Source organism: Winkia sp. C0117E2 (assembly GCF_056590455.1).
In genome coordinates, this window is sequence record NZ_JBWPWD010000002.1 from 1 (window position 1) to 25,611 (window position 25,611).

The 25,611-nt window shown below is 57.1% G+C and carries 23 protein-coding genes; 9 read left to right on the plus strand and 14 right to left on the minus strand.

Annotated elements, in window-relative coordinates; translation table 11 throughout:
- Nucleotides 1–203 precede the first annotated feature (203 nt).
- From AC1EKG_RS02410 to AC1EKG_RS02435, 6 genes are all read right to left on the minus strand, one after another.
- Complete coding sequence (locus tag AC1EKG_RS02410; RefSeq protein WP_102202031.1) at nt 204–1,214, minus strand: LacI family DNA-binding transcriptional regulator; 1,011 nt, start codon at nt 1,212–1,214, stop codon at nt 204–206.
- Nucleotides 1,215–1,245: 31 nt separating this feature from the next.
- Nucleotides 1,246–2,691 (minus strand): GH1 family beta-glucosidase, encoded by a 1,446-nt coding sequence (locus tag AC1EKG_RS02415; protein WP_102202033.1) that lies wholly within the window; start codon nt 2,689–2,691, stop codon nt 1,246–1,248.
- Nucleotides 2,688–3,611 (minus strand): carbohydrate ABC transporter permease, encoded by a 924-nt coding sequence (locus tag AC1EKG_RS02420; protein WP_004805555.1) that lies wholly within the window; start codon nt 3,609–3,611, stop codon nt 2,688–2,690. Before AC1EKG_RS02420 ends, AC1EKG_RS02415 begins: the two co-directional genes overlap by 4 nt.
- Entirely contained in the window at nt 3,608–4,552 is a 945-nt protein-coding gene (locus AC1EKG_RS02425; RefSeq protein WP_004805558.1) for a carbohydrate ABC transporter permease, read from the minus strand. Before AC1EKG_RS02425 ends, AC1EKG_RS02420 begins: the two co-directional genes overlap by 4 nt.
- Before the next feature lie 49 nt (nt 4,553–4,601).
- Complete coding sequence (locus tag AC1EKG_RS02430) at nt 4,602–5,888, minus strand: ABC transporter substrate-binding protein (RefSeq protein ID WP_004805560.1); 1,287 nt, start codon at nt 5,886–5,888, stop codon at nt 4,602–4,604.
- Between the two features lie 171 nt (nt 5,889–6,059).
- Nucleotides 6,060–7,499 carry a dolichyl-phosphate-mannose--protein mannosyltransferase gene (locus tag AC1EKG_RS02435; RefSeq protein ID WP_004805562.1) on the minus strand — a complete coding sequence of 480 codons (1,440 nt, stop codon included), beginning with the start codon at nt 7,497–7,499 and terminating at the stop codon, nt 6,060–6,062.
- A 72-nt stretch (nt 7,500–7,571) separates the two neighbouring features.
- Between AC1EKG_RS02435 and rsmI the strand changes: the two genes are divergently transcribed.
- Nucleotides 7,572–8,444, plus strand: coding sequence for a 16S rRNA (cytidine(1402)-2'-O)-methyltransferase (rsmI, locus tag AC1EKG_RS02440; RefSeq protein ID WP_040314857.1), 873 nt, complete (start codon nt 7,572–7,574; stop codon nt 8,442–8,444).
- Here the strand turns inward: rsmI and AC1EKG_RS02445 are convergent.
- Nucleotides 8,425–8,994, minus strand: coding sequence for an isochorismatase family protein (locus AC1EKG_RS02445; RefSeq protein WP_004805566.1), 570 nt, complete (start codon nt 8,992–8,994; stop codon nt 8,425–8,427). The genes rsmI and AC1EKG_RS02445 overlap by 20 nt on opposite strands.
- Nucleotides 8,995–9,088: 94 nt before the next feature.
- Between AC1EKG_RS02445 and metG the strand changes: the two genes are divergently transcribed.
- Complete coding sequence (gene metG, locus AC1EKG_RS02450) at nt 9,089–10,903, plus strand: methionine--tRNA ligase (protein WP_004805568.1); 1,815 nt, start codon at nt 9,089–9,091, stop codon at nt 10,901–10,903.
- Nucleotides 10,904–11,049: 146 nt separating this feature from the next.
- Here the strand turns inward: metG and AC1EKG_RS02455 are convergent, their stop codons facing one another.
- From AC1EKG_RS02455 to AC1EKG_RS02480, 6 genes are all read right to left on the minus strand, one after another.
- Entirely contained in the window at nt 11,050–11,619 is a 570-nt protein-coding gene (locus AC1EKG_RS02455) for a hypothetical protein (RefSeq protein WP_004805570.1), read from the minus strand.
- A 27-nt stretch (nt 11,620–11,646) separates the two neighbouring features.
- Complete coding sequence (locus AC1EKG_RS02460) at nt 11,647–12,339, minus strand: hypothetical protein (RefSeq protein ID WP_004805572.1); 693 nt, start codon at nt 12,337–12,339, stop codon at nt 11,647–11,649.
- 370 nt (nt 12,340–12,709) lie between these two features.
- A complete protein-coding gene (locus AC1EKG_RS02465; RefSeq protein ID WP_004805574.1) occupies nt 12,710–13,288 on the minus strand; it encodes a hypothetical protein in 579 nt (192 codons plus the stop codon).
- Nucleotides 13,289–13,302: 14 nt separating this feature from the next.
- Nucleotides 13,303–13,998, minus strand: a complete 696-nt coding sequence (locus tag AC1EKG_RS02470; protein ID WP_004805576.1) for a hypothetical protein — start codon at nt 13,996–13,998, stop codon at nt 13,303–13,305.
- A gap of 226 nt (nt 13,999–14,224) precedes the next feature.
- On the minus strand, nt 14,225–14,608 hold the full coding sequence (locus tag AC1EKG_RS02475) for a hypothetical protein (protein ID WP_004805577.1): 384 nt from the start codon (nt 14,606–14,608) through the stop codon (nt 14,225–14,227).
- Nucleotides 14,605–15,843, minus strand: a complete 1,239-nt coding sequence (locus tag AC1EKG_RS02480; RefSeq protein ID WP_004805580.1) for a PspC domain-containing protein — start codon at nt 15,841–15,843, stop codon at nt 14,605–14,607. Before AC1EKG_RS02480 ends, AC1EKG_RS02475 begins: the two co-directional genes overlap by 4 nt.
- 114 nt (nt 15,844–15,957) lie before the next feature.
- On the opposite strand from AC1EKG_RS02480, the gene AC1EKG_RS02485 reads away from it, so the two are divergent.
- The 7 genes from AC1EKG_RS02485 (at nt 15,958) to purN (ending at nt 24,622) form a co-directional block, all read left to right on the plus strand.
- On the plus strand, nt 15,958–17,178 hold the full coding sequence (locus AC1EKG_RS02485; RefSeq protein ID WP_004805582.1) for an ATP-binding protein: 1,221 nt from the start codon (nt 15,958–15,960) through the stop codon (nt 17,176–17,178).
- Nucleotides 17,175–17,816, plus strand: a complete 642-nt coding sequence (locus AC1EKG_RS02490) for a response regulator (protein ID WP_004805583.1) — start codon at nt 17,175–17,177, stop codon at nt 17,814–17,816. The genes AC1EKG_RS02485 and AC1EKG_RS02490 overlap by 4 nt, the downstream gene beginning before the upstream one ends.
- A gap of 40 nt (nt 17,817–17,856) precedes the next feature.
- Nucleotides 17,857–20,268, plus strand: coding sequence for a DNA helicase PcrA (gene pcrA / locus AC1EKG_RS02495; RefSeq protein WP_004805585.1), 2,412 nt, complete (start codon nt 17,857–17,859; stop codon nt 20,266–20,268).
- Between the two features lie 163 nt (nt 20,269–20,431).
- Nucleotides 20,432–21,598 carry an ADP-forming succinate--CoA ligase subunit beta gene (gene sucC / locus AC1EKG_RS02500; RefSeq protein ID WP_004805587.1) on the plus strand — a complete coding sequence of 389 codons (1,167 nt, stop codon included), beginning with the start codon at nt 20,432–20,434 and terminating at the stop codon, nt 21,596–21,598.
- Between the two features lie 2 nt (nt 21,599–21,600).
- Nucleotides 21,601–22,509 carry a succinate--CoA ligase subunit alpha gene (gene sucD / locus AC1EKG_RS02505; protein WP_004805588.1) on the plus strand — a complete coding sequence of 303 codons (909 nt, stop codon included), beginning with the start codon at nt 21,601–21,603 and terminating at the stop codon, nt 22,507–22,509.
- Between the two features lie 122 nt (nt 22,510–22,631).
- Nucleotides 22,632–24,080 carry a cell division protein PerM gene (locus AC1EKG_RS02510; protein WP_155855894.1) on the plus strand — a complete coding sequence of 483 codons (1,449 nt, stop codon included), beginning with the start codon at nt 22,632–22,634 and terminating at the stop codon, nt 24,078–24,080.
- Nucleotides 24,077–24,622, plus strand: a complete 546-nt coding sequence (purN, locus tag AC1EKG_RS02515) for a phosphoribosylglycinamide formyltransferase (RefSeq protein ID WP_004805592.1) — start codon at nt 24,077–24,079, stop codon at nt 24,620–24,622. The genes AC1EKG_RS02510 and purN overlap by 4 nt, the downstream gene beginning before the upstream one ends.
- Here purN and AC1EKG_RS02520 read toward each other — a convergent pair.
- Entirely contained in the window at nt 24,606–25,595 is a 990-nt protein-coding gene (locus AC1EKG_RS02520; protein ID WP_004805593.1) for an NAD(P)-dependent oxidoreductase, read from the minus strand. The two genes, purN and AC1EKG_RS02520, sit on opposite strands and share 17 nt — an antisense overlap.
- Nucleotides 25,596–25,611 lie beyond the last annotated feature (16 nt).

A 25,611-nucleotide genomic window follows, 5' to 3' on the forward strand; every position in this document is an offset into this window, starting at 1 on the left:
TCCGATCCCGGTAGCTAAGCTTGCCAGCGCTGATGGTACTGCACTTTTTAGTGTGGGAGAGTAAGACGCTGCCACGAATTATTCTTCTGGTTTGGCCCCCAAACCCCCCCGTTTGTTGGTGGTGGGTTTGGGGGCCAAACCCCATCCCTGTTTAACAACCCGAGGGCGTGTCCTGTGTTTTTGGGTGGGGTGTGGTTGTTGGTTTAGTTGGTTGGGGTTGTTGTGTGTCCTTGTTTGAGGGTGCAGGGCAGTAGGGTTGGCCTGGTTGGGGGATGTGTGTTGATTATTTGGGCGAGCATTGTTGCTGCGGTTTGTCCGAGGGCGGTTACTGGGTTAGTGATTGTGGTTAGTTTGGGGTGGTAGTTTTGTCCGGCTTGGGTGTTGTCGTTAGAGACGACAGCCACATCCCCAGGAACACACAAGCCAGCCTCCTTGAAGGCACTGATAGCAGCCATAGCCATAAGGTCTGAGCAAATGTAGAGGCCATCAATAAGGCCGGCCCGAATCATCGGAATAGCGGCCCTAGCAGCTTCAGTCCCTGACGCCGCGGTGAAGTCGCCCTCGAAAGTTGGGAAATCGGAAGCAATGACCTGTCTAAAGCCGTTCAAACGATCCGCTGCCGCAAGCATGTCTAAAGGCCCGGTGATAATTGCGGGGCGGCGAACGCCGCAATCGCGCAAATGGCGCGCCGCTAACTTACCGGCCTGCACGTTGTCTACGTCAACCCAAGAATTACAGGTTGGGTTCGCACTAGGCCTGCCAATGAAGACAACGGGCAAAGGAGCGCCCATCAGAAGATCTAATTGTCCAGGAATCTGGTGATGAGTAGCCACGATGACGCCGTCAACGTGGCCGTCATATAGGAAAGGACGCAACTTCCTGGTGTCATTCTTTCTATCTGCCATAGCAAGGACCAGCTGAGTATCCGTATCGGCAAAAAAACGATTCACCGCTGCCAATACCTCAGAGAAAAACGGGTCCGAAAAAAGCCGGGAATCAGGTTCCGGAATGACAAGGGCGACCATATCCGTTTTGGAAGTAGCAAGAGAACGGGCCGCTTGATTAGGACGGTAACCGAGGGCAGAGATTGCCTCAGTTACCGCCCTAATCTTAGAGCCAGAGACGCCGGCACCACCGCGCACCACCCGCGATGCAGTAGCGCGAGATACGCCCGCTGCACGGGCCACGTCCTCGAGCGTTACGGTGGCTGCCATTATCCCTCCTAACAGAACAAGCTTATCCGGCCTAGTCGGCCTGAGGAATCAGCAGCTGCCTGTCCCTAGCCACCTGAGAAAACCAAAGTGCAGATGCCTTTGGCGTCCTCTGCAGCGTCTTGTAATCGACACGGACAATGCCGAATCGCTTAGTGTAGCCGCACGCCCACTCGAAGTTATCCAGTAAGGACCACACCAGATAGCCAACAAGGTGGGCGCCGTCCTGACATGCTCGCAATGCCTCGCCAAGATGGTCGCGAATGTAGATAAGTCGATCAGCCGAATCGTCCACGAAACCATCGGCATCGGGCTCGTCTTCGTAGGCTGCTCCGTTCTCGGTAATCACAAGATCTGTGTTGCTCTGCTTGGCATATTCCGCATCGAGCCACATAAGCAGCTCGTAGAGGTCGTGCGCCTCCACTTCCCAGCCCATTGCAGTATGCGGCGTATCGCGAGGAACCCCCACAACAGATGCTGATCCCACGTTGGGGGAGCGCCCCAAAATCCCGCGCTCATTGAGAACCGGCTTGCCCGGCTTGTAACCGTCCTGGGGGCCAGCCACGGCACAGCCGTTATAGAAATTGACGCCTAGCACATCAATAGGAGTACTAATTGCCTGTAGATCCCCGTCTTCGATCCAATCGCGAATGTCCGCCTCTAAAGCCATGTCCTGTACGACATCGGCCGGGTATTCCCCCTTGAAAATTGGATCAGCAAAAAGCCGGTTCTGCACCCCATTAATTCTGCGGGCGGCATCCTTGTCAGCTTCCGAAGTAGCATCTGCTGCGTGCGCCCAAGCGAAATTCAAGGTAATGCCCAACCGTAAATCCCACTGCTTTTGCTGGGCAATCTGGCGGATCTCCTTAGCAGCCAATCCATGAGCCAGAAGTAGGTGGTGCGCGGCAGCAACCCCCTCGACCGGGTCATTATGACCGGGAGCGTGCTCGCCGCCGACATATGACAACAACGAGGCACACCAAGGCTCGTTCAGAGTGGTCCAGTACCGAGCTCGATCTCCTAAGGCCGAATAAACTATGCGGGCATACTCGGCGAAAAGATAGGCAGTTTGCCGATTAGCCCACCCGCCGGCATCCTGAAGCTGCTGGGGTAGATCCCAGTGATACAAAGTGACCCACGGGCGGATTCCAGCCGCATTTAACTTGTCCAACAAGGACGCGTAAAAATCTAGCCCCTTCTGATTCACCGAGCGCCCGTCCGGCATGATACGCACCCATGAAATGGAAAAACGGTAGGTAGATAGGCCCAGTTTAGAAATTAGGGCCACGTCCTCGTCTACCCGGTGGTAATGGTCGCAGGCAACATCGATATTGGAGTCGTCCGCGATCCTGCCGGGCTCCCGGCACATCGTGTCCCAAATAGACGCGCCTTTTCCGTCCTCGAAGGCAGCGCCCTCGATCTGAGCGGCAGCAGTGGCTGCTCCAAGGAAAAAGTTTTCTGGTAAAGATACGGTTTTCATCCTTTTACGGCTCCTTGCATTACGCCAGAAACCAGGCGGCGTCCAGCGAAAACGAACAGGATCAGAAGCGGCACGGTAGCAACAACCACACCGGTCATAATCAGCGAATAGTCTTTGAAATAGGAGGCCTGCAGCAGCTGCAAAGCCACCGGCAAAGTGGGGTTCTTAGCGCCCAGCACAATGAATGGCCAGAAGAAATTCGTCCACGATCCCACAAAAGTGAACAGGGCCAGCATCGAGGCAGCCGGAAGCGCAGCGGGCACGGCCACGGTAAGGAAGGTCCGGAACATCGAAGCGCCATCGACTCGAGCAGCCTCAATTAGCTCTGTCGGAAGGGCATCGCGAATGTACTGAGTCATCCAGAACACGCCGAAGGCACTGACCAAGCCCGGCACGATTACTGAAATCAGCTCGCCGGACCATCCCAACTTGTTCATGACCATGAATAGCGGCACCACGCCAAGTTGGGCAGGTACCGCCATAGTTGCGATCACGAAGGTAAGCAGACCGTCACGGCCGCGGAAACGAAGCTTGGAGAACGAATAGCCAGCAAGCATCGAAAAGAACACCACGGAAGCAGAGGTGATCACTGCAACAATGAGTGAGTTCAAGAAAGCTCCCCACAGATCAACTCCCGAATCCATTACGCGCCTTAGATTCTCGAAGAAGTGTCCCTGCGGAATTAGCGAGGGGAGTGGAGAACGCGCAATATCGGGAGCGGTTGAAGAAGCAAGTAGAAAAGCGAAATACAGCGGGTAGGCAGACGCCAGCAGAATGATCACCAGTAGAACATACTTATACCAGCGCGGCCGCTGGTTCGGACCAAACTGGCCTTTTCTAGCCCGCCGCTTGCGGGCTGCTTTCGCCGCCCTCTTGCCGGAGCGCTGCTCGATCATTGCCAAGGAAGGTTCGCTACTCACTTTGTCACCTTCTTAGGAGAATGCGGGGTGGAGGAAGCAATTCGCTTCGTGAGCAAGAAGTTGAGAGCGGCAAACGCAATCACAATTAGGAACAGTAGCCACGCTACTGCGGAGGCCTTGCCGAAGCTCTTCTGTGAGCCCCACCCGAGCTGGTACATGTACATGGTTAAAGTCAGCCACTGTTTATCGGCACCTCCGCCGCCCATCGTGTCGAACATTCTGGGTTCGTCGAAGATTTGCAACCCGCCGATAGTGGACGTGATGATCACGAAGATCAAGGTAGAGCGGAGCTGCGGCACAGTTACTGAGAAGAACTGCCGCACCGGCCCTGCCCCGTCGACAGTGGCCGCCTCATATAGTTCGTGTGGCACCGCCTGCATGGCTGCGAGCAGGATGAGGGCGTTATAGCCCGTCCAGCGGAAGTTGACCATGTTTGCGATTGCTATGTGAGAGGCAAACGTGGATGCGTGCCACCCAACCGGGGCGATTCCTACGTACCCCAGCAGCGTATTTATCATGCCCGACTGGTCCGCAAAGACCTTTGAGAAGATCAGCGATACAGCGACCGGAGCTACTACGTAGGGCAGAAGCACGCCCATTCGCCAGAAAGTTTTGGCCCGAAGATTCGCATCCAGCACCCATGCAATGAACAGTGCGAGGATTACCTGCGGGATTGAGGAAAGAAGGAAGATTGAAAAGGTGTTGCGCAAAGCCGTCCAGAACACCGGATGCTGCAGCACCGACACGTAGTTGTCTACCCCGTTGAAACCTTGATTTCCCCCAATAAGAGGCCACTTATGCAATGAGACCCAGGCAGTGTATAGCAGGGGGAACAAGCCCGTAATAGCAAAAAGTAGGAAGAACGGGCTGATGTAAAGGTAAGGAGAAAGCTTCGTGTCTGCACGCGAAAGGCGGTTGCGCAGTTTGGAATTGGCAGACATAAAAGGCTCCTAGTGCCCCTAGGCGCTAGGCCTAGGGGCGATTGGTTTTTTACTGTTGCAGATCGAGCTGCTTGTATTCGGTAATTGCCTTCTTCCAGGAGCCATCCGGGTTGTCCGTCTTGTCTACGTCAACGCGGTTTAGCGCATCGGTTACAAGGGAGGTGATGGGGAAGAAGTTCGGTCCCTTATAAGGCTGAACATCGATCTTCTTGGACATCTCCGAGTAGATCTTGCCCACCGGAGCGTTGTTGAAGAACTTGTTGGTGTAGCCGGTTAGCTCGGGAGACTCGAGAGCCTTCACCTGAGAGGGGAAGTTGCCCTTAGTCTTGAAAGCCTTGATTTGCTGTTCGGGAGCAGTCAGCCATTCAGCTAGTTCCTTTGCTTCCTTCACATGCTTGCCCTGGGTAGGTACGGTCAGGTAAGAGCCGCCCCAGTTGCCGCCACCGCCGGGGAATACTGGAGCCACATCCCAGCCCTTTACGCCCGCAGCATTGCCCTCGACAACGCCTAGCATCCACGGTGGGCAAAGCATCGTGGCGAAGCCATCCTTCTGGAAGGAGTTAGTCCAGTCCTCGGACCACTGCGCCATGTGTGCCGACAGCTTATTGTCTACAGACTCGGTAACCAGCTTGTCGTAAATAGCCTTGATCTGCTTGTTGTTCTGCAGATCAATAACCGTGTTGTCCTTCTTCTCGAAAGGTTCTTCGACCTGGTTGATCATTCCTTGATAGGTGCCTACCGCGCCGTCGTACCACGGAATGTTAGTGGCGTCGACAAACTTCTTGCCGACCTTGAAGTAGTTATCCCAGCCACCTTCCAGTAGCTTTGCCACCTCGTTTCTGTCCGTGGGCAGCCCCGCCTTCTTGAATAGATCGGCGCGATAGCAGATAGCCTCTGGGCCCGCATCGGTGCCGGCACCTAGTAGCTTGCCATCGGCAGTGGTGGCTGCCTTAGCCTTCCAATCGAGCCACCGATCTTTGGTGGTGTCTGACTTTAGATCGGTTAGCTGTTCTGGGTACTGCATCAGTTCTGGCCACCAGTCGACCTCAACTGCTTCGATGTCAGACAATCCAGAGCCGGCAGCTAGTCGAGTCATCATGTTGTCATGAGCCTCGTTCGAGGTTGCTGCCTTCTTCTCTACGACCTTGATGTTGGGGTGAGACTTCGAGTATTCAGATAGCAGGTTGTTGTAACCAAACTCGTTGAAAGTGGCCACCGTTAGGGTGATCTTTCCGTCCGCGGATTCTTTCGAATCCTCCGAACCTGACGAACAAGCCGCCAACGACAAGGCGCCTAGTCCTATCAAGGCGCCAACTTGCAAGACTCTTCTGTTCATAACAGCTACTCCTTTGTGCTGAAGACCGCCTCATTGCGGGAAAACACCTATATGAGAGCGCTCTCAATCGAAACTACAGAAAACTTGAGAGCGCTCTCAAATGGGATATATGCATCATTGCACAAAAAGTGTGCGGGCGGAAGAGAAATGGGAAAGAAAAATTAGAATTTGTTAAATCCAGGACTGCAGCCACATGCGCCACTGCCAGTGGGAATGCGGAATTAGCGCTCCCGTTGCGAGCGGCAGGAAGAAAAGAGCCGACAAGCTGATGTAGGCCACGAACATTGCTGCCGTTACCCTAGCGCAAACCGACAGTGTGGCCTGCCCGGGGAAGCTCTTCCAAAGTGCGCCCAAGAAAGCGGCCACCGTAAGCGCAATAAAAGGCACTAGCACTACCGTGTAGAACATGAATATTGTGCGATCCCAATACAGGAACCAGGGGACCCACGTTGTCAGGTAGCCAACGGCTAAAATTGCATACTTGAATTGGCGGTACCGCAAGCTTGCGTAGACGAGCCAAAGAAGAGCAATGATGCCAATCCACCACAGCAGCGGATTGCCTAGAGCGAGGACCGCGCGCACCAAATAGTCGCCCTCGCCGCCGTATGGTTTTTGATAGGCGAAGGAAGTGGGGCGCAAGTCGAAAATCCACTGCAGGGCATTGGCCTGGTAAGTGTGGTCTTTGGTAAGGCCGACGTGGAATTCATAAACTTCGCGCTGGTAGGACAGCCAGTTGGCAAAGTGGTTGCCCGGTGATTTTGCGCTCCATCCTTTGTGCCCAAAAAACCAGTTTCCCCACGTCAGCAGGTAGGTTCCCAGCGCTACCGGGACTAGCTGAAAGAAGGCGGGAATTCCGCCGCAGCAAATAGCGCCAAATAGAGCCCTCACCCGGCGGCGGTTCCGCCACCTGGCGGCTAGTTCGTAGCCGAAAACTGTGAGCCCCAGGCCTGCCAGCACCCACACTCCGGACCATTTGACTGCGCAAGCCGCCCCGGCCAACACTCCGGCGCATAGTAGATAGGGGCGGAAGAAGACTCCCGCAAAAGGACTACTTGCGGACAGCCGCCCTCGAATATGTTGGTAGTCAAGAATTATAAACAGGAAAGCGGCAAGCACAAACACCGCCAAGAACACGTCCAGCAGGGAAGTGCGGGAAAGAGTCACTGCTATCCCGTCAAAGGCGACGAAGCTTCCGGCTAGTGCTGTGATGGGCACAGACTTAAATAGGCGCGACGCAATAACGCAGGTTAGCGCCACCAAGATGGTGCCGAAGAGGGCGGCCATGAACCGCCATCCAAAGGCGCTGTCCCAGCCGAACAGCTTTGGGCCTAAGGCTATGAGGTATTTGCCCAACGGGGGGTGCACCACAAATTGGGGATCGGTAGAAAGAGCCGAGAAATCCCCGGCATTGAACAGCGCGTCCTTGTCCTTAGTCCACTTCGCTTCGTAGCCAAGATGGGCGAGGGCGTAGGCGTCCTTCACGTAGTAGGTCTCGTCAAATATGAGTATTTTGATAACTCCGAGCCGGGCAAAGCGCACAATAGCGGCTACGAGCGTGCACAGTAAGGTGCAAATGATCTGCCATTTTTGGTTTGAGAGTGGGCGCTTCACCCCACCAGTGTACTTAATAAGGGTCTGTGGGCACGGGACGAAAAATTGCAGATTTCGTGAGACTCTTAACCCGTGAGTGAAGAAACCGTTCAAGTACCAGGATCGATTTTGTTGGCGGGCACGCCCATCGGCGATGCGAAAGATGCCCCTCCCAGGCTGGCTTCAGCTCTAGCCCAAGCAGACATTGTCGCGGCCGAGGATACCAGGCGGGCACTAAATCTAGCGTCTCGTCTGAACACCCGCATCAATGGCAACATCATCTCCTTCCATGAACATAATGAACGGGATCGGGTCAACAGATTGCTTGAAGCCGCAGCCGATGGGGAACGAGTAGTGGTGGTAAGCGATGCGGGGATGCCAACCGTATCTGACCCCGGCTACCGTCTGGTGGCAGAAGCCGCCAAAGCTGGAGTGCCGATCTCGGTGCTGCCCGGCCCTTCGGCAGTGCTTACCGCCCTGGCTATTTCTGGGCTTCCCTCGGATCGTTTCTGCTTCGAAGGGTTCCTGCCGCGCAAGGCTGGCGCTCAAGCGAATCGACTAGGGGATTTGGCCGACGAAGCTCGCACCATGATTTTCTTCGAGTCCCCCAGGCGGGTGCACGACACCCTGGCAGCAATGGCGAGCGCCTTTGGCGGTGAGCGCGAAGGGGTCATCTGTCGCGAACTCACCAAGACTCACGAAGAAGTCGTCCGCGGCACCTTGAGTCAGCTGGTCGATTTCACTGAAAAAGACATGCTAGGCGAGATTACCCTGGTGGTTGCCGGCGCTCCCAAGCGGAAAACGGACACGGCTTCGCTAGCGCGCGAAGTCATGGAATTGGTCGAAGAGGGCGTGAAACTGAAAGCTGCTGCCAAACACGTCGCGAAAAAGCACGACGTGTCCAAGAATGACCTCTATGAAGCAGCCATTGAGCTAAAGAATCAGGCTAAAAAGAAGAAGAAGTAAGTTCCACTCCGGCTTCTTTTAGTTCCTCGCGAGCCTTCTGGCCAAGTTCGGCGGAGACCGGCTTAGTCAGATCCGTAAACACCGTGGTGCGCAGGCCGGCTTTTACCGCATCTAACGCAGTGTCCTTGACGCAGTGGGATTCGGCAAGGCCTACCACATCAACTGCGTCGATGCCGGCCTCCCGCAAAATGTCGCCCAGGAGGCGCCCATCTGCGTCTTCGCCCTCGAATCCGGAATAGGCCGCAGCGTAAGCGCCCTTCTTGACGGCAGCGTCCGCGTGCAAATCGGCTAACGCGGGATGTAGCTCGGCGTTGGCCGTTCCAGCTACCCCGTGCGGTGGCCAAGAATCCACAAAATCGGGGTTTTCCGAAAAATGGTCACCTGGTGAGATGTGCCAATCCTGGGTGGTGCAGATGAGGGCGTAGTCCTGGCGGTGGGCGCGCACAAAGTCAGCAACGTCTTCGGCTACCTTATTACCGCCGGTGACAGGCAATTCACCGCCTTCGCAAAAAGTGGGCTGGACGTCTACTACCAAAAGGGCCTTTGGCATTATTACCCCTAAGAACGTTGCGAATAATTGCCGATATCATACACCAGGAAATGTGCGGTGAAACTGATCCGAAAAACCTACTAGTATTGGACGTATGAGTCGAGTACTATCTTCTGTTGCCTGGCCCTACGCTAACGGGCCCCGTCATATTGGACACGTCGCAGGTTTTGGCGTCCCCTCGGACGTCTTTAGCCGCTACATGCGAATGGCAGGCCACGATGTACTCATGGTTTCCGGTACGGACGAACATGGCACTCCGATTCTGGTTGCTGCAGATGCCGAGGGCATAAGCGCCAGGGAGCTGGCCGACCGAAACAATCGCCTAATCGTGCAGGATCTTACTGCTTTGGGCTTGTCTTACGACCTGTTCACCCGCACCACCACGGGCAACCACTACAAGGTGGTTCAGTCTATGTTCGAAACTGTACGCGACAACGGGTACATGATCGAGCAGTCCATGGGTGCAGCGATCAGCCCCTCTACAGGGCGTACCCTGCCTGACCGCTACATCGAGGGTACCTGCCCGCTTTGCGGGTACGAGGGCGCTCGCGGCGACCAGTGCGATAACTGCGGAAAGCAGCTTGATCCTACCGATCTGATCAAGCCGCGTTCCAAGATCAATGGGGAGACTCCCGAGTTTGTCGAGACAACCCACTACTTCCTGGATTTGCCCGCGTTAGCGAAGGCGCTGGGCGAGTGGCTAGACGAGCGCGAGGAATCCGATACCTGGCGTCCGAATGTGATTCGTTTTAGCCAGAACCTACTTGGCGAGATCAAGCCGCGCGCAATGACTCGCGACATCGACTGGGGTATCCCGGTACCGGGCTGGGAAGACCAGCCGAACAAGCGTTTGTACGTGTGGTTCGACGCCGTAGTCGGCTACCTGTCGGCTTCCATCGAATGGGCTCGCCGCAATGGTGACCCAGAGGCATGGCGCAAGTGGTGGAACGATCCAGAGGCCCTTTCCTACTACTTCATGGGTAAGGACAACATTGTCTTCCACTCTCAGATTTGGCCGGCGGAGTTGCTGGGCTACAACGGCAAGGGAGACAAGGGCGGTGAGCCCGGCGACCTAGGGCAGCTGAATCTGCCAACCGAGGTGGTTTCTTCCGAGTTCCTGACTATGGAAGGGAAGAAATTTGCTTCTTCTAGGGGCATCGTCATTTACGTGCGTGACATGCTAGAGAGGTATCAGGCGGACGCGTTGCGTTACTTCATTTCCGCAGCTGGCCCCGAGACTCACGACGCAGACTTCACCTGGCAGGAATTCGTCCGTCGCACTAATGGCGAACTGGTGGCCGGGTGGGGCAACTTGGTGAACCGCACCGCTTCCATGATTCACAAGCGCTTCGGGCAGATCCCGCAGCCGGATGAGCTAAAAGAGATCGACCAGAAACTGCTCGACGCGGTTCAGGAAGGCTTCGATACCGTTGGTAAGCTCATCCGCACCCACAGGCAGAAAGCCGCGCTTTCTGAGGCGATGCGTCTGGTTGGCGAGGCTAACCGCTACGTGGCAGAAACGCAGCCTTTCAAGCTGAAGGCCGAAGAGGAACTGCCGCGACTGGGCACGATCTTATGGACTCTGGCGCAGGTTGTCTCTGACCTGAATCTGCTGCTGTCGCCCTTCCTGCCATTTTCTGCCAACGCCATCGACAAGGTTATGGGCGGAGAAGGGAAGGTGGCTCCGATGCCGCACATTGAAGAGGTCGAAGACCTAGATGTGAAGGCCGAGGACGGTTCTGCACGTGTGTACCCGATCATTACTGGTGACTACACGTCGGCCCCGAAGTGGGAACGACACGCTGTCACTGTGGGTACGCCCATTGCGAAGCCGAAGCCCGTATTCCAGAAGCTTGACGAGGACGTAGTCCAGGAAGAGCTGGATCGCTACAGCAACTTGGGCAAGTAACAATCGAATAAAAATAAGGGTGCCGGCGGAGAAATCCGTCGGCACCCTTATACCCTCTGTTCTTCTGCGTGGGTGCCTCTGGTGAGGCAAGAAGAACTGGTAGTGCCCCGGCCCTATTGAGACCGGGGCACTAGCTTATCTATGACTTAGAAGATGCCCTTGGCGGCTCCACCAGTGTCAAGAGTGGTGTGCGAACGAGAATCAATGTTCTGGTCGTTTTCCTTGGACTTGTCACTGTCCAGGCGGGAAACCTGGGTGATGGTGATGTAGTTCTTCAGGCGGCCTTCCTGGGTGTCGCCGTCACCGAAGGACAACCAGCCGACGAGCTGATCTTCGCCGACGTTGACCGGGTTGGACAGGGTCAGCTCGAAGGAACGAGTCGAGGTCTTGGTGTTGAAGCCAAGGTCGCGAATGTAGGCGCCGTTGAGGTTGCCGGTGGTGATCAGACGATCAACGCCGCGCGGGCCCTGAGCGGTCTTGACATCGATGCGGAAACGAATGGCCGGGAATTCGCCATAGTAGCGCTGCGAGCCAACGTTCTTGATGTGGATGCCAACCGAGCCAGCAAAGCCAGCGGCCTTCATGCCGGACACGGTCATGGAAGCGGTCAGATCCTTTTCGTGGGTGACGGCAGCGTTAGCTGAAGAGATGCCGAACCCAGCAATGCCAGTGGCAAGTGCGAAGGTTGCTGCAGCAGCACGAGTAAAACGCTTCATTTTGTTACTTCCTTCTACTTTCTAGGCTCAGTAAGAGTCTGCCGGGTTGTTGTACAGCTTCATCTGAACTTCGTTCTTGATCGGAACGAAGGCCCGCCATGCGGTCGGAGTAGACCAGGTGCCGTTCGGCTTGCAGTACTGCTGGGTGCCAGTCATAGAGATGGAACGGAACCCGTAGGTGGCCTCGCCGGTGTAACCAGCGGGAACGTCGTAGGGGCCAATGTCCTGGCCAGTCTGCCAGGACAGGGAGTAGGAGGCAGAGCCGCCGATTTCCTTGGCTAGGGTGTAGGCGATGCCAGCATTGGCGTTGCCGTCCTTGCCGACCTTGCCGGAGCCGCCTAGGTTGATGTTCAGAGTTTCGCTCTGCGAGCCGTTGACCGAGATAGAGATGGACTGCGACTTGGACAGCGACTGCTTTAGTGGGATGGTGTTCTTCGACTTGTTAGTGGTCGAAATGGTGCCAACCGGCAGGAAGTTGTCGGTCACCTTGTAGACCACGGTGCGGTGATCTTCCCAGGCGTTGCAGATCGGGTGAGGATTCAGGATGTTCGCCTTGATGTGATCGCTGCCGTGCGAAGTGTGCACGATGGGCAGGTTCGCGTTGGTCTTCGGAGTCTCTGGGTAAGTATTGGTAATAGTGTCCGCCATTGCGGGAGCTGCGACTACCGAGAGCAGTAGTGCGCTGCCACCGAGGGCGCCAGCTACGCGGGTGAGCTTCATAATCATTCCTTTGAAACTGGTTAGATGGGCTGAGCGGTTGCTCTGTTTCAAACATTAGGGCTTAAAAGCCCAGGTCGCCAGCGGTTTTAGATTAGAAATTCTTAAGGTAACTTACGTTTTGATGCTGAATTAATCTTCGCTAGTCCGAATCCGCTGAATATAGGCTTACCGGGTGGGAAGTGTTAAAAATAAGATTAACAAAATATAATCGAAGTGGCGGAAAGTACATTGAGTCGGGGCGTGGCAACTTTGTGGAGAGTGAACGTGCACTCCGGAGTCGGGAGAGCGAACGTACGCCAAGATTTGGGTTAAAAAGTTGTGGGGCGCATGCGCGCCCCACAACTCTTTCATCTACACCAGGTCAGAAAGACTAGAAGATTCCGGCGGACTTTCCGCCAGTGTCAAGGGTGGTGTGCGAACGCGAATCAACGTTCTGATCATTCCCCTTGGAGTTGTCCCCGTCTAGGCGGGAAACCTGGGTAACGGTGATGTAGTTCTTCAGGCGGCCTTCCTGGGTGTCGCCGTCACCGAAGGAGAACCAGCCGATTAGCTGGTCTTCGCCGACGTTGACCGGGTTGGACAGGGTGATCTCGAAAGTGCGGGTCGAGGTCTTGGCGTCGAAGCCAAGGTCGCGAGTGTAAGCGCCCTCGAGATTGCCGGTGGTGATCAGACGATCAACGCCGCGCGGGCCCTGAGCAGTCTTCACCTTGACGTGGAAACGGATGGCCGGGAACTCGCCGTAGTAGCGCTGCGAGCCAACGTTCTTCACGTGGACGGCTACCGAGCCGGCGAAGCCCGGGGACTTCATGCCGGAAACGGTGTAGCTGGGGGCGAGGTCTAGCTCGGCCTTAGGAGAGTCGGCTGCTAGAGCCGAACCACCAAAGGCAGCGATGCCGGTGGAAAATGCAAAGGCAGCAGCGGCTGCACGAGTGATGTGCTTCTTTAGCATTAGTTATCTCCGTATCAGTAGGAATCGGCCGGGTTGTCGTACAGCTTCATCTGGACTTCGTTCTTGATCGGAACGAAGGCGCGCCATGCGGTCGGGGTAGACCAGGTGCCGTTCGGCTTGCAGTACTGCTGGGTGCCGGTCATCGCGATGGTGCGGAAGCCGTAGGTGGCCTCGCCGGTGTGTCCTGCGGGTACGTCGTAGGGGCCAATTTCCTGGCCGGTTTCCCAAGTGAGGGAGTAGGAGGCTTCTCCGCCGATCTTCTTGGCTAGGGTGTAGGCGATGCCAGCTTCGGCGTTGCCATCCTTGCCGACCTTGCCGGAGCCGCCCAGGTTGACGCTCAGGGTTTCGCTCTGCGAACCGTTGACCGAAATGGAGATGGTCTGCGACTTGGACAGCGACTGCGATAGCGGGATGGTGTTCTTCGACTTGTTAGTGGTCGAAATGGTTCCCACCGGGGCGAAGTTGTCGGTCACCTTGTAAACCACGGTGCGGTGATCTTCCCAGGCGTTGCAGATCGGGCGAGGATTCAGAATGTTCGCCTTGATGTGATCGCTGCCGTGCGAAGTGTGAATGATCGGGAGATTGGCGTTGTTGGCCGGAGTCTCTGGGTAGGTGTCGGTATCGGTAGCCGCTAGCGCCGGGGCTGCTGCCATCGTGGCGAGCAGTGCGCCGCTACCGAAAGTAGCTGCAATCTTGCTAGTCAACTTCATGAGCGGTCCTCATTTCTTGTGTCACTCAGAGCCGGTTAGCTCCTAAATCCGACCATAGGGAAAGGAGTGGCTCTTGGCTAGTCAAAATCGCTTCGAAGAAACTCACGCAACCGCCTTTTACCTCGTCTTTTAATGTTCGCAAAGGCGGCCCCACCGGCATTGAAGAGGGCGATCGAAGTAGGCAGATTAGCGTTTCCCTAGAAATTTCGAATCTGGACTTTAATGTTTATTTGTGTTTAGACTTAAAATTTTCCGCCTTGTCGTTTTTGCGTAGCAGCGTCGCTAGAGCTGAGAGTACTAGCCCTAGGCCCACCGTTGTTAGTAGGAATATCCACACGGAAGTGGCGCTCAGGTGAACGCCGGCGCCTATCAGGATCGCCAATACTGCCGCGGAAAGCGCCAATACGTACCAAGCGATTGCTGCGCCGGAAACTTTGGGCACCAGCTGTACTGGGGGAATCCGGGGAATCGCCGTCTGCGGCGCTGGTGCAGGTTGACGCGGCAGCGGTGCCGTTGGGGGCACTTCTTCCGAGGGCGTGGGCCCACCTAGCTGGCGCCAGTCAGTCTGGGGAAGTTCCTGGGTTGGCTCGTTGGGGATCGGGGTGCTCATTTGATTTTCCCTTCTACTATGGTGAGGCGACCGCCTTTGACTCTAAGGTCGTAGGTGTTTGTGGCCCGTTCTTCTGCACTCCCACGTTGCAGTAGGAAGGTTTTTGTCTGTTGCGGTTGGAAAGAGCGAATTTCGTACTTTCCCGGTGCTAATTGCAGATTGGAATCCGCAAGAGCGGAACTGATTAGGGGTAGTCGCGTGGTATCAAATGACAGTGAGACAGTGGGCTTTGGCATAGTTGACTCCCACGAGGAAGGCAACGCGGTGTAAATTGAGCGTCCCTGATCGACTGTGATTCGTACTGTGCCCTTCCAATTTAGCGGCAGTAAGACGGTCGCGTCGGAGGCATAGGAGTGAGACTGGATCTTCCCCTTTTCCTCATAATTTAGGTCGGTGACCGTTTCGGCCCGCAACTGGAAAGCTGTGTCAGTCAGCATCTTGGTGGCATCTTGCACGGGAGTGTCTGCCAGCGGTTTTGGCGCCGCCCACACTCCGATGATCATGGGGGAGCCAAATATTAGTGCCAGGGTGGCGACTGCTCCTGGGAGGCCACTTTTCCTTCCGAAGATATTTGCCACCAACGCAACCGCTGCCGCAATGGCCATAGCAATGCCGAAAGCTGCCAGGAGCTTAGAGGCGGTAAGTGGAGCCGTGAAGGCGACGTAGAGCGCTGCGGCAAACAGGGCAACAGCTACCGAGAGGAGCTGTACTACGGCATTGAGAGCTGGTTTTTTCTTCCTGGGAGGTAGAGGTTTGCTGGGCACCTGCGCCATTTGGGAGGCAGGTGTTGGCGAGGCGGGGGCCGGCGTGCTGTTCTGCTTTGGCACCTGGGTCTGCTTGGGAGTTTGGGTGGCTTTATATATGAGTAGCGCCAGCAGGGCAGCGCCGAGGAGCGCTCCCCACGCACTTGCTACTGAATAGTTGGTATCTACCCCAGCCATAATTGCCAGCACGATGAACAGTATTGCCCCGAAGAAGCCGGCCGAGGGCGAGGAAAAGCGGTCCAGGTGGGAAGTGTAAGTCTCGTCTGGAATCAGTAGCCACGCGAAACCGTAGGCGGCCAGGGTACCTGGAAGGAAGAGGATCGCAAAGACAACGGTGAGCACGCGAACTAGGTTGATGTCGTATCCGGTGACAGTCGTGACTGCCTGGCACACTCCTCCTAGGGTTCCCGAGGAACGAATCCAGCCTGCCTCGGCTAATTTGGTGGACAGCTTTTTCTTTTCAGTAGCCATGAATAAATCACATCACTGCGGTGGGGCAAATACTATTAGGGGTTCCCCTGATTTGGCCCTGATATTTCCGCTAATTTCTGTAAAAGCTGAAGAGGGCGTGCAATCATCTAAGCCATGAGAGTGCCACTGCGAAGGATAAGTACCCCTGTAGCCCGCCAGACCGGGGCTCCCAAACCCTGGGTGGCCGGGATTTGCTCAGGGTTGTCTTTGCACACTGCAATAGACGTGAGGTTGCTGCGAGTAATTATCGCGGCTGTCTCACTAGCCGGGCTAGGGTTGCTGATCTACCTTTGGCTGTGGATCGCCGTGCCCTCGGAAAACCCGTACACTACCGGTGAATCACTGCGACGTAAAGAAAGTGGCGCGTTGGCGCGCACGCTGGCGGAAAAGCAAGTAGAACAGGCAGACGAAACAGCGCCTCGGCGTTTCTTGATTGGGGCCGGCATCCTAGTGCTGGTCGCGGCTGCCGCTCTGGCTCTGGGGCTCACGCACGTTCGCTCCTTACCGTCTTGGAGCTGGTCAGTGCTTTTGATAGGGACTGGAGCACTGCTTATCTGGACCCGCAAAGATTTAGGCGAATCGACCGCTAGAAGGACCTACTTGGCCATTGGCGCGGGAATCGTACTGGTCGCCATTGGGATGGTGCACCTAGTAGGAAGGGGCACATACACCAACCTCTTCGACTCCGCTCTGGTCTCCTGCGCCGTATTGGTGGGGGTGGGAGCCGTCCTCGCCCCCGTATGGGTGCGCCTAACTCGCGAGCTAGGGGCGAGCCGCGCCGAACAGATCCGCGAGGCAACGCGCGCTGACATTGCCGCCCATCTGCACGATTCCGTGCTGCAGACCCTGGCTCTAATTCGGGCGAGGGCGGAGGAACCGGCCTCGGTGCGAACACTTGCGCGCCGCCAAGAACGCGAGCTGCGCACGTGGCTATACGAGGGCGAGGGCTCCCAATATGATTCTCTGGTGGCCTTGGTGGGCGCAAAGATAGCGCAGGTAGAAGACCGCTACGGCGTGCCCATTGAATACGTGCACGTGGCGGATATGGCCCCGGGAGTGATGACGCACAACGCCGGAGCAATAGTCCAGGAAGCGTGCCAAAACGCCGCCGTTCACGGAAAGCCACCCATCTCCGTGTACATGGAATGCTCTGGTTCCCAGGTAGAGGTTTGGGTCAAAGATCGCGGTGCCGGTTTCGATGTGGAAAAGATCCCGCAGGACCGGCACGGGGTTCGCGATTCTATACTGGGAAGAGCAAAGAGGCTCGGCGGGAAAGCCACCATCACTTCCGGTAGTGCCGGCACCGAAATCTACCTGTTCTTGGAGGACGAATGATCACCGTAGTAATCGTCGACGACCATGCGCTCGTGCGGGCAGGGGTGCGGTCGGAACTGTCAGCCTTTCCCGAGCGCGTCGAGGTAGTAGGGGAGGCGGCTGATGTCGAGAGCGCCCTCGAGGTAGTGACGCTCACCAGCCCAGATGTGGTGTTGCTCGACGTGCATCTACCCGGAGGACGAGGCGGCGGCGGGGCCGAAGTGGCCTCCCAAATCTCGACGGTAACCAAGTGCTTAGCGCTTTCCGTATCGGACGCCGCCACGGACGTGGTGAGCGTTATTCGTGCCGGCGCTCGCGGTTACGTAACCAAATCCATTGAAGCAGCAGAGCTAGTCGATGCCATAGAACGGGTGGCCGGTGGAGACGCGGCCTTCTCGCCGCGTTTGGCGGGATTCGTCCTCGACGCATTTGGCACCCAACAGGTGGCTGGCACCGACGAAGAACTGGACCGGCTTAGCGCCCGGGAGCTGGAAGTGATGCGGCTCATCGCTCGCGGTTATACCTACAAGGAAGTGGCGGCAAAGCTGTTCATTTCAATCAAGACTGTGGAAACGCACGTGTCGAAAGTGCTGCGCAAACTGCAGCTGTCGAACCGTAACGAGCTGACCAGGTGGGCTAGTGCAAGGAGTCTCATCTAGCTGAGTGCCATTTGTCGGTGGCGCCCGTTAGGGTTGAAGAGTGGAATCTTTGTTTGATGCTCTTCTTCCGGCAAGTTCGCTGAAACCGACAGCGGCAGCCACTTTGCCGCAGGTAATGGTCGAATCTGATCAGGACTACATGGACTCGTTGGCGCAAATACAGGCGCCAGAGGCCGATCAGGTGGGCGAATATTCGCCCTCGATGCAGGCAGAGCAGATAACGCAGGGGCTGAATGGGCCCCAGGAACAGGCGGTTACTTACCAGGGTGGGCCGCTGCTGGTTATGGCAGGGGCAGGATCGGGTAAGACCCGGGTGCTCACTAGGCGAATCGCCTACTTGCTGGCTACTGGGCGGGCACGTGCCGGGCAGATCTTGGCCATTACCTTCACTAATAAGGCGGCTGCCGAGATGCGCGAACGCGTCCAGGATCTGGTGGGACCCGCCGCAAAGCGCATGTGGGTGTCCACGTTCCACTCTGCCTGCGTGCGCATTTTGCGCCGCGAACACGACCTGGTTGGGCTCAAATCTACTTTCTCGATCTACGATTCGGCTGATCAGCAACGGTTGCTGACGCTGATTGCCAAAGAGAAGGCGGTAGATCTAAAGAAGTTTTCTGCGCGCACCTTGTCGGCACGCATCTCGGATCTGAAGAACGAATTAATAACGCCGAGCCAGTACCAGGAGCGCGCTGGTAAAGATCCGCTTTCGCGCATAGTGGCGCAGATTTATCCGCTCTACCAAAAGCGTATGCAAGAGGCGAACGCCGTAGATTTTGACGACCTGATCATGCTTACGGTGCAGCTATTGGGCGATAACGAGGGCGTAGCCAGCCACTACCGGCGCGTGTTCCGGCACATTCTGGTAGACGAATACCAGGACACCAACCACGCCCAGTACGTGCTGGTGAAATTGCTAGTTGGCCCCGATGGGGCAACTCCGCCGCCCGCAGAACTTACCGTTGTGGGCGATTCAGACCAGTCTATTTACGCTTTCCGTGGGGCCACGATCCGCAATATCGAAGAGTTTGAGAAGGATTATCCGAAGGCGCGCACTATTTTGCTGGAACAGAATTACCGTTCCACCCAAAACATTTTGAGTGCGGCCAATGCGGTTATTGCCCAGAATTCGGGGCGGCGTCCAAAGAAGCTGTGGACTGATTTGGGTTCTGGCGACAAGATCGTGGTCGATGCTGCTGAATCTGATCGTGGGGAAGCGATCTTTGTTGTCGACCAGATCAATAAGCTGGCTGATGAAGGCTATGACTGGGGCGACATAGCGGTCTTCTACCGCACTAACGCGCAATCTCGAATCATTGAAGATGTGCTGATGCGCGATGCTATTCCTTACCGCGTTGTGGGGGGAACAAAGTTCTATGAGCGGGCCGAAATTAAAGATGCGATCGCCTACCTTCGGGCCGTTTCGAATCCGGATGACACGGTGTCCATCCGGCGCGTGCTCAATGTGCCCAGGCGGGGTATCGGAGCTAAAGCTGAGGGCGCTATTGCGGCTCACGCCAGCGCGAACGGGATTAGTTTTGGGGCAGCGCTAGAGGAATTGGATCAGGTAGAGGGCATTTCGACGCGGGCAGCTAATTCCGCGCGCAAGTTTGCCGAATTGCTCGCGGCAGGGCGGTCACGACTCGAAGACGGCGAGGGCGTAGCTGAGGTCCTGGACTACCTGCTGGACGAATCGGGGTACGTGCAGGTTCTTAGCGAGTCTTCGGATCCTCGGGACGAGGGCAGAATCGAAAACTTGGCAGAATTGCACACGGTTGCTTCTGAATTTGATTTGTCTGAGCCCGACGGCACCTTGGCGGATTTCTTGGAGCGCGTCTCGTTGGTAGCGGATTCCGACCAGGTGCCCAGCGAACGCGGGCAGGTCACGCTGATGACCGTCCACACGGCGAAAGGGCTAGAATTCCCGGTCGTATTTGTGACCGGCATGGAAGATGGCACGTTCCCACACCAGCGGTCTATGGGCGATCCGGCCGAACTGGCAGAGGAACGGCGGCTCGCTTACGTGGCTATTACCAGGGCTCGCAAACGGCTTTATCTGACGCGGGCTGGCTCGCGCAATCAGTGGGGCGCGCCCGTGGAACTGCCAGCTTCGCGATTCTTAGACGACATTCCTGCCGAGCTGGTAGACGTGCGCCGCGAATTTACGCCTACCCAGTCCATTGCGCGCTCGGGGGATGCCTTCGGTTCGGGGGGCTGGAACCCATCCCACCGCGCCGGCACAGTTCGCACCAACCGCATGGTGCCTAAGGCTGCTAAGCCGGCGGGCAAGGAAATCCACTTGGAGGTGGGGGATCGAGTCAACCACGACGCCTATGGGTTGGGGCGCGTCCTCGCCCTCGAAGGGAACTGGCCCAACACCACCGCCAAGGTAGATTTCGGGGACGGCACGGTGAAGCGTCTCGTACTTCGATTCGCTCCGCTAGAAAAGCTTTAGCTAGCGCTTTTACGCAAAAGCCAAGGTCCGGGCCCATAGTTGGCTGCGGACCTACTTTTGTCTGTTTGGGTGGGCCCCGTTTTGCGGTGCGAGCAGCGGAATCAGGCGATAGGCTTGGTACAATTTCTCGAGGTCGAGAATTGACTACCGGAAGGACGAAGGCGTGGACCTTTATGAGTACCAAGCCCGCGAACTTTTCGCGGCACACGAAGTCCCCGTACTACCTGGAAAGATTGCTACTACGCCGCAGGAAGCAGCTGCTGCCGCCAAGGAATTGGCAGCAGATCTGGTTGTCGTAAAGGCGCAAGTAAAAACCGGCGGGCGCGGTAAGGCTGGCGGCGTGAAGCTGGCTCGCACCCCGCAGGAAGCTGCAGAGGCTGCCGAGGCGATCCTGGGGCTAGATATCAAAGGCCATAAAGTCCACAAGGTCATGGTGGCCGCTGGGGCCGACATTGACGCCGAGTTCTACTTTTCGATCCTGCTGGACCGTTCCAATAGGCGCCACCTGGCAATGTGCTCGCGCGAGGGCGGGATGGAAATTGAGCAGCTGGCGAAGGAACGCCCGGAGGCGCTGGCAAAGATGCCACTTGACGCCAAGGGAATCGACCAACAGGTAGCGGCGCAGATCCTTACCGAAGCGGGGTTCTCGGACGAAGAGGCAGCGCCAATTATCCCCGTCTTGGTGAAGCTATGGGAGGTTTACCAAAAAGAGGACGCGCAGCTGGTCGAGGTGAACCCGCTGGTGCGCGCCACCGACGGGCAGATCATTGCGCTCGATGGCAAAGTTACGCTAGACAACAATGCGCGCTTCCGTCACAAGGAACATGCCCAATTTGTTGATGCCCAGGCTCAGGACCCGCTCGAAGCTAAGGCAAAAGAGACGGGCCTCAACTACGTGCACCTTGAGGGGCAGGTAGGCATTATTGGCAACGGCGCCGGGTTGGTCATGTCCACGCTGGACGTAGTTGCATACGCCGGCGAGGAATACGGGGTAAAGCCCGCAAACTTCCTGGATATTGGCGGCGGTGCTTCCGCCGAAGTCATGGCCAATGGGCTAGAGATCATCTTAGGGGACCCGCAGGTTGCTAGCGTCTTCGTGAACGTGTTCGGGGGAATTACCGCCTGCGATCAGGTGGCAAAGGGCATTGTCGAAGCCCTGCGTCTGCTTGGCGATGCGGCCTCCAAACCCCTGGTCGTGCGCTTGGATGGCAACAACGTCGAAGAGGGCCGGGCCATCTTGGAAGAAGCTAACCACCCGCTCGTAACCATGGTTGAAACGATGGATGGCGGAGCCGCTACGGCCGCTGAACTAGCATCGGGAAGGAAATAAAAATGGCAGTATTTTTGGATGAGACCTCCCGGGTGATCGTGCAGGGCATTACTGGGTCCGAGGGGCGCAAACACACCGCCCGCATGTTGGCTGCGGGTACCCAGATCGTAGGCGGCACTAACCCGAAGAAAGCAGGCACCAACCTGTCCTTCGACACTCCTGAGGGCGAGGTCGAAGTTCCAGTCTTCGGAACTGTTGCGCAGGCGAAGGAACGCACCGGGGCAAACGTGTCAGTAATCTTCGTGCCGCCGGCATTCGCCAAGGGGGCCGTGCTCGAGGCCGTAGATGCGGCCATGGAACTGATCGTCGTCATTACCGAGGGAATCCCGGTCCAGGACTCGACCGAGTTCGTGAACTACGCCCTCGAAAAGGGCAGCCGCATCATTGGCCCGAACTGCCCGGGCATTATCAGCCCCGCCAAGTCTAATGCGGGCATTACCCCTGCTGACATTACTGGTCCTGGAAGGCTAGGGCTGGTGTCCAAATCTGGCACTTTGACCTACCAGCTGATGTACGAATTGCGCGATTTGGGCTTTACCACCTGCATCGGTATTGGTGGCGACCCGGTAGTGGGAACCACTCATATTGATGCCCTGGCTGCCTTCGAAGCAGATCCCGACACCGAACTGATTGTTATGATCGGCGAGATTGGTGGCGATGCTGAAGAACGCGCCGCTGAGTACATCAAGGAACACGTTTCCAAACCGGTAGTCGGTTATGTTGCCGGCTTTACTGCTCCCGAAGGCAAGACCATGGGGCACGCGGGCGCTATCGTGTCGGGATCTTCCGGCACTGCCCAAGCAAAGAAGAGCGCGCTCGAGGCCGCTGGCGTCAAGGTAGGGAAGACCCCGTCCGAGACTGCCCGGCTAGCCAGGCAGATCCTCACCGGTTCTGCCGAGGTGCAGGCATAACCTAGTAGCTTCTCCTTCCCACGGGCCAGTTGGTCCGTGGGAAGCTTTCTGCCGGAGGACTTTTGCCTCGCCTTCGGCGCGGGAGGCGGCACAGGTGGGCCAAAGGCGGCAACATGGAAGCGATGACTAAGAAAGCACGCTCCGAGATTGTTATTCGCCTCCCAGAGGGATGGTCCAAAGCCGCCTTTGTGGGGGTCGAGTACGCCTTCTTGGGGTGGCTTGCCCTGGTGGCTATCGCGTTGGTGAACTACGTCAGCCAGTCCAGTTCGCCCTACCTAGAGGGAATGAAGTGGACGCAGGCGGTATGGGCGGCCTCCGATTTTTGGCGACTGGCCCATGGCGGATCTTTCGCATTTGGCGGGGGAAGCATCTCGCTGATCCCTCTTGCACTCCCAGTCGCGATGATTGCCTTGTTGGCGTTCGCGGCCCGACGCGAGATAGCGGGCATGGCCCGCGCTTTCTTGGCGCTAGGATACGTCCCCACCGTGCTGGTTCTTTCGTTACTGACAGGGGGCAGCTCCACCCTGAGGATCTTCGGGGGTGCACTCCTGATTGCACTACTTGCCTCCGCTATAGCGCTGCTGCCGCTGCTGCGCCCACCGGCACAGGTGCGAGCCGGGATCCTGTTCGCCTTTAAGACATTGGCCATTGTGGCCGGCCTTTCTGTACTGCTCTTGGCAGTAGCACTGGGGATTCACGCCGGTGGGGTCAAGGGAATATATGCGCTCCTGTCCGGGGGAGTGGTTGGGACCATTACCATCACTCTGCTGTGGCTAAGTTACGTGCCGACTTTGGCATGCTGGGCGCTGTCTTGGTGCCTGGGGGCTGGTTTTCAGGCTGGTCAAGGAGCTACCTCCTCGCCCTTCTCGGTAGCGCACCTGCCCATTCCTGCCTTGCCTCCCTACGGGGCGCTACCGACCAAGGCGCCTGGAGTGGCGATCGTGTTGCTTAGTGCGCTCTTCTTCGCTCTGCTCGGATTCTTACTAGCTCGGACCGAGAAGTTCGATTCTAGTAAGCATCAGGTGGACTATCTGCTAACCGGTGGCGGCATCTTTGCGCTGGTGATGTTCGTGTGGGCAGCGTTTGCACGAGGTAGCTTGGGGGTCGGCCGCATGGAACAGGTAGGTCTAAACCTTGGTAGCTGGACCCTGTGGTTCCTACTGGCAGCCTTGATGCCGCTACTGCTGGGCGCATTCTTTGCCGACCCAACTCGACGTTCGCAGGTGAGCGGATTGGTAAGCAAGAAGCAGCCTGTAGCTGATAAGCAGACGCCCACCTTGACAGTGGTGGAAGATCAGGCCCAAGAAAATGGCGAGGGCGAAGACCAGGCCCAGCCCGCTCGCAGTGAAGGAGCCGCTGGTAGGGAGCAGGGCGAAGAACAAGACCATCCCGACCCGGCCGGGGAGCCGGGTGAGGCCGAACAGAGCCCGAAGGGCCACCGGCAGGAAGATGGCGACGAGGCGCGAGCTGGCAGTACTGCCGCGCCTACCCCGAAACGCCTGCGCCTGATTGCCCAGGGCCAGGGCGACCCTGATGCGCCTACAACAGCTATCCCGAAGGACAACAAATGACGCGAATTGTAGTGCTGATCTCGGGCACCGGTTCCAATCTGAAAGCGCTCGTGCAAGCTTATGGCGAGCAGATAGTGGGCGTGGTGGCGGATAGGGACGCTCCCGGGCTGCGGTGGGCCAAAGGGATTGCCACCGCCCAGGTGAATCCTGCCGACTATTCTTCCCGGGAAGAATGGGACAGAGCACTGACGGATGCGGTTGCGCAATTCGAGCCAGATCTGATCGTGTGCGCGGGCTTCATGCGACTGGTGGGGCAAACTTTCTTAGCCGCATTTGCCGGGAAAGTTATCAATACTCACCCCGCCTTGCTGCCGTCCTTCCCCGGCATGCACGGAGTGCGCGACGCTCTGGACTACGGGGTAAAAATCACCGGCGCTACGATTTTCTACGTAGACGCCGGTGTAGATACGGGCCGGATCATCGCCCAGGTTGCGGTTCCTGTACGCGATGATGACAGCGAGGAAACACTTACTGCCCGCCTGAAGGAGGCCGAGACGGCTCAGCTGGTGCGGGTAGTTGGCGAACTCAGTAGCCGCGTTTAGGATCCACCCGCAAGCTGGGTAGTAGGCCGTTGCCAAGCTCTTTAGCGCTGGTACACATCGCCTCGTAGACATCCTTCTGGGTGACTGGGCCGGAGATGTGCGGGGTGACGAAGACTCGTGGATCTGTCCACCGCCAGTCGGAGTGGGGGAGCGGTTCTACCTCGTGCACATCCAAAACCGCCTTCTTTAGGTTGCCGCCCTCGAGCCCTGCGCGGATTGCCTGCGCGTCGACTGTGGGGCCGCGACCGACGTTCATAAATACTGCTCCCTGCAGCTGGGAGACGATCTGAGTTGAGACCATGCGATCGGTGGCAGGTGTAAGGGGAAGGGCCGAAACTACTAGGTCGGCTTGCGCCAAGCTGGCGGAAGCGTCGGCCATGCTGTGGCAGGCAGCAAATTCCGAGACAGCCCGCCCGGAGGTATTAATCCCCTCGCACGAGATCCCATAATCAGACAGGATGCGAGCGACGCCGCGCCCAACCTGTCCGGTGCCGATTACTACCACGCGTGCCTTTCTGGGATCTACGTAGTTATCGAAGAAATCAGTGTCCCAAGTGCCGGTAGGTTCGTTGGCGCGGAACAGATCGCCGCCACGGGTAAGCCACAGGTGGTAGGCTAGGACGAATTCGCCGATCCGGCGGGGCATGTCCCCAATGGTGTGGGTTAGCAAGAAGTCGCCCTCGAGACGGGCTAGCACCGGCGCAGACTTATCTACCCCGTCTGACTGGGAGTGGAACCACTTTACTGCCACCTCTCCGGTGGGAAGCCAGGTAGGCAGATCGAAACCTACCCAGGTGTCCGCCCACTGGAAATCTTCCGGAGTTAGTTCAGCATTCGGGACGAAGCGAACCTCGGCCTGGGCGAAATGGTCACGTAGCGGCTGCGCTAGTGGCTCGCTAAGTGGGGTGGTCAGAAGGATCCGCTCGGGTAAAAACTTGCCAATAGGTGAAGAAGCGGTGCTGGCAAGACTCATTTTTCCTCCTTATAGG

Excerpts from the sequence above, each read along its gene's own strand:
- AC1EKG_RS02490 (WP_004805583.1), top strand. The coding sequence starts at position 17,175 with ATGATCACCGTAGTAATCGTCGACGACCATGCGCTCGTGCGGGCAGGG.
- AC1EKG_RS02460 (WP_004805572.1), bottom strand. The coding sequence starts at position 12,339 with ATGAAGCTCACCCGCGTAGCTGGCGCCCTCGGTGGCAGCGCACTACTG.
- AC1EKG_RS02415 (WP_102202033.1), bottom strand. The coding sequence starts at position 2,691 with ATGAAAACCGTATCTTTACCAGAAAACTTTTTCCTTGGAGCAGCCACT.
- AC1EKG_RS02410 (WP_102202031.1), bottom strand. The coding sequence starts at position 1,214 with ATGGCAGCCACCGTAACGCTCGAGGACGTGGCCCGTGCAGCGGGCGTA.
- AC1EKG_RS02465 (WP_004805574.1), bottom strand. The coding sequence starts at position 13,288 with ATGCTAAAGAAGCACATCACTCGTGCAGCCGCTGCTGCCTTTGCATTT.
- AC1EKG_RS02475 (WP_004805577.1), bottom strand. The coding sequence starts at position 14,608 with ATGAGCACCCCGATCCCCAACGAGCCAACCCAGGAACTTCCCCAGACT.
- AC1EKG_RS02455 (WP_004805570.1), bottom strand. The coding sequence starts at position 11,619 with ATGAAGCGTTTTACTCGTGCTGCTGCAGCAACCTTCGCACTTGCCACT.
- AC1EKG_RS02520 (WP_004805593.1), bottom strand. The coding sequence starts at position 25,595 with ATGAGTCTTGCCAGCACCGCTTCTTCACCTATTGGCAAGTTTTTACCC.
- AC1EKG_RS02430 (WP_004805560.1), bottom strand. The coding sequence starts at position 5,888 with ATGAACAGAAGAGTCTTGCAAGTTGGCGCCTTGATAGGACTAGGCGCC.
- AC1EKG_RS02445 (WP_004805566.1), bottom strand. The coding sequence starts at position 8,994 with ATGCCAAAGGCCCTTTTGGTAGTAGACGTCCAGCCCACTTTTTGCGAA.
- AC1EKG_RS02480 (WP_004805580.1), bottom strand. The coding sequence starts at position 15,843 with ATGGCTACTGAAAAGAAAAAGCTGTCCACCAAATTAGCCGAGGCAGGC.
- AC1EKG_RS02425 (WP_004805558.1), bottom strand. The coding sequence starts at position 4,552 with ATGTCTGCCAATTCCAAACTGCGCAACCGCCTTTCGCGTGCAGACACG.
- purN (WP_004805592.1), top strand. The coding sequence starts at position 24,077 with ATGACGCGAATTGTAGTGCTGATCTCGGGCACCGGTTCCAATCTGAAA.
- metG (WP_004805568.1), top strand. The coding sequence starts at position 9,089 with ATGAGTCGAGTACTATCTTCTGTTGCCTGGCCCTACGCTAACGGGCCC.
- sucD (WP_004805588.1), top strand. The coding sequence starts at position 21,601 with ATGGCAGTATTTTTGGATGAGACCTCCCGGGTGATCGTGCAGGGCATT.
- AC1EKG_RS02485 (WP_004805582.1), top strand. The coding sequence starts at position 15,958 with ATGAGAGTGCCACTGCGAAGGATAAGTACCCCTGTAGCCCGCCAGACC.
- AC1EKG_RS02510 (WP_155855894.1), top strand. The coding sequence starts at position 22,632 with ATGACTAAGAAAGCACGCTCCGAGATTGTTATTCGCCTCCCAGAGGGA.
- AC1EKG_RS02470 (WP_004805576.1), bottom strand. The coding sequence starts at position 13,998 with ATGAAGTTGACTAGCAAGATTGCAGCTACTTTCGGTAGCGGCGCACTG.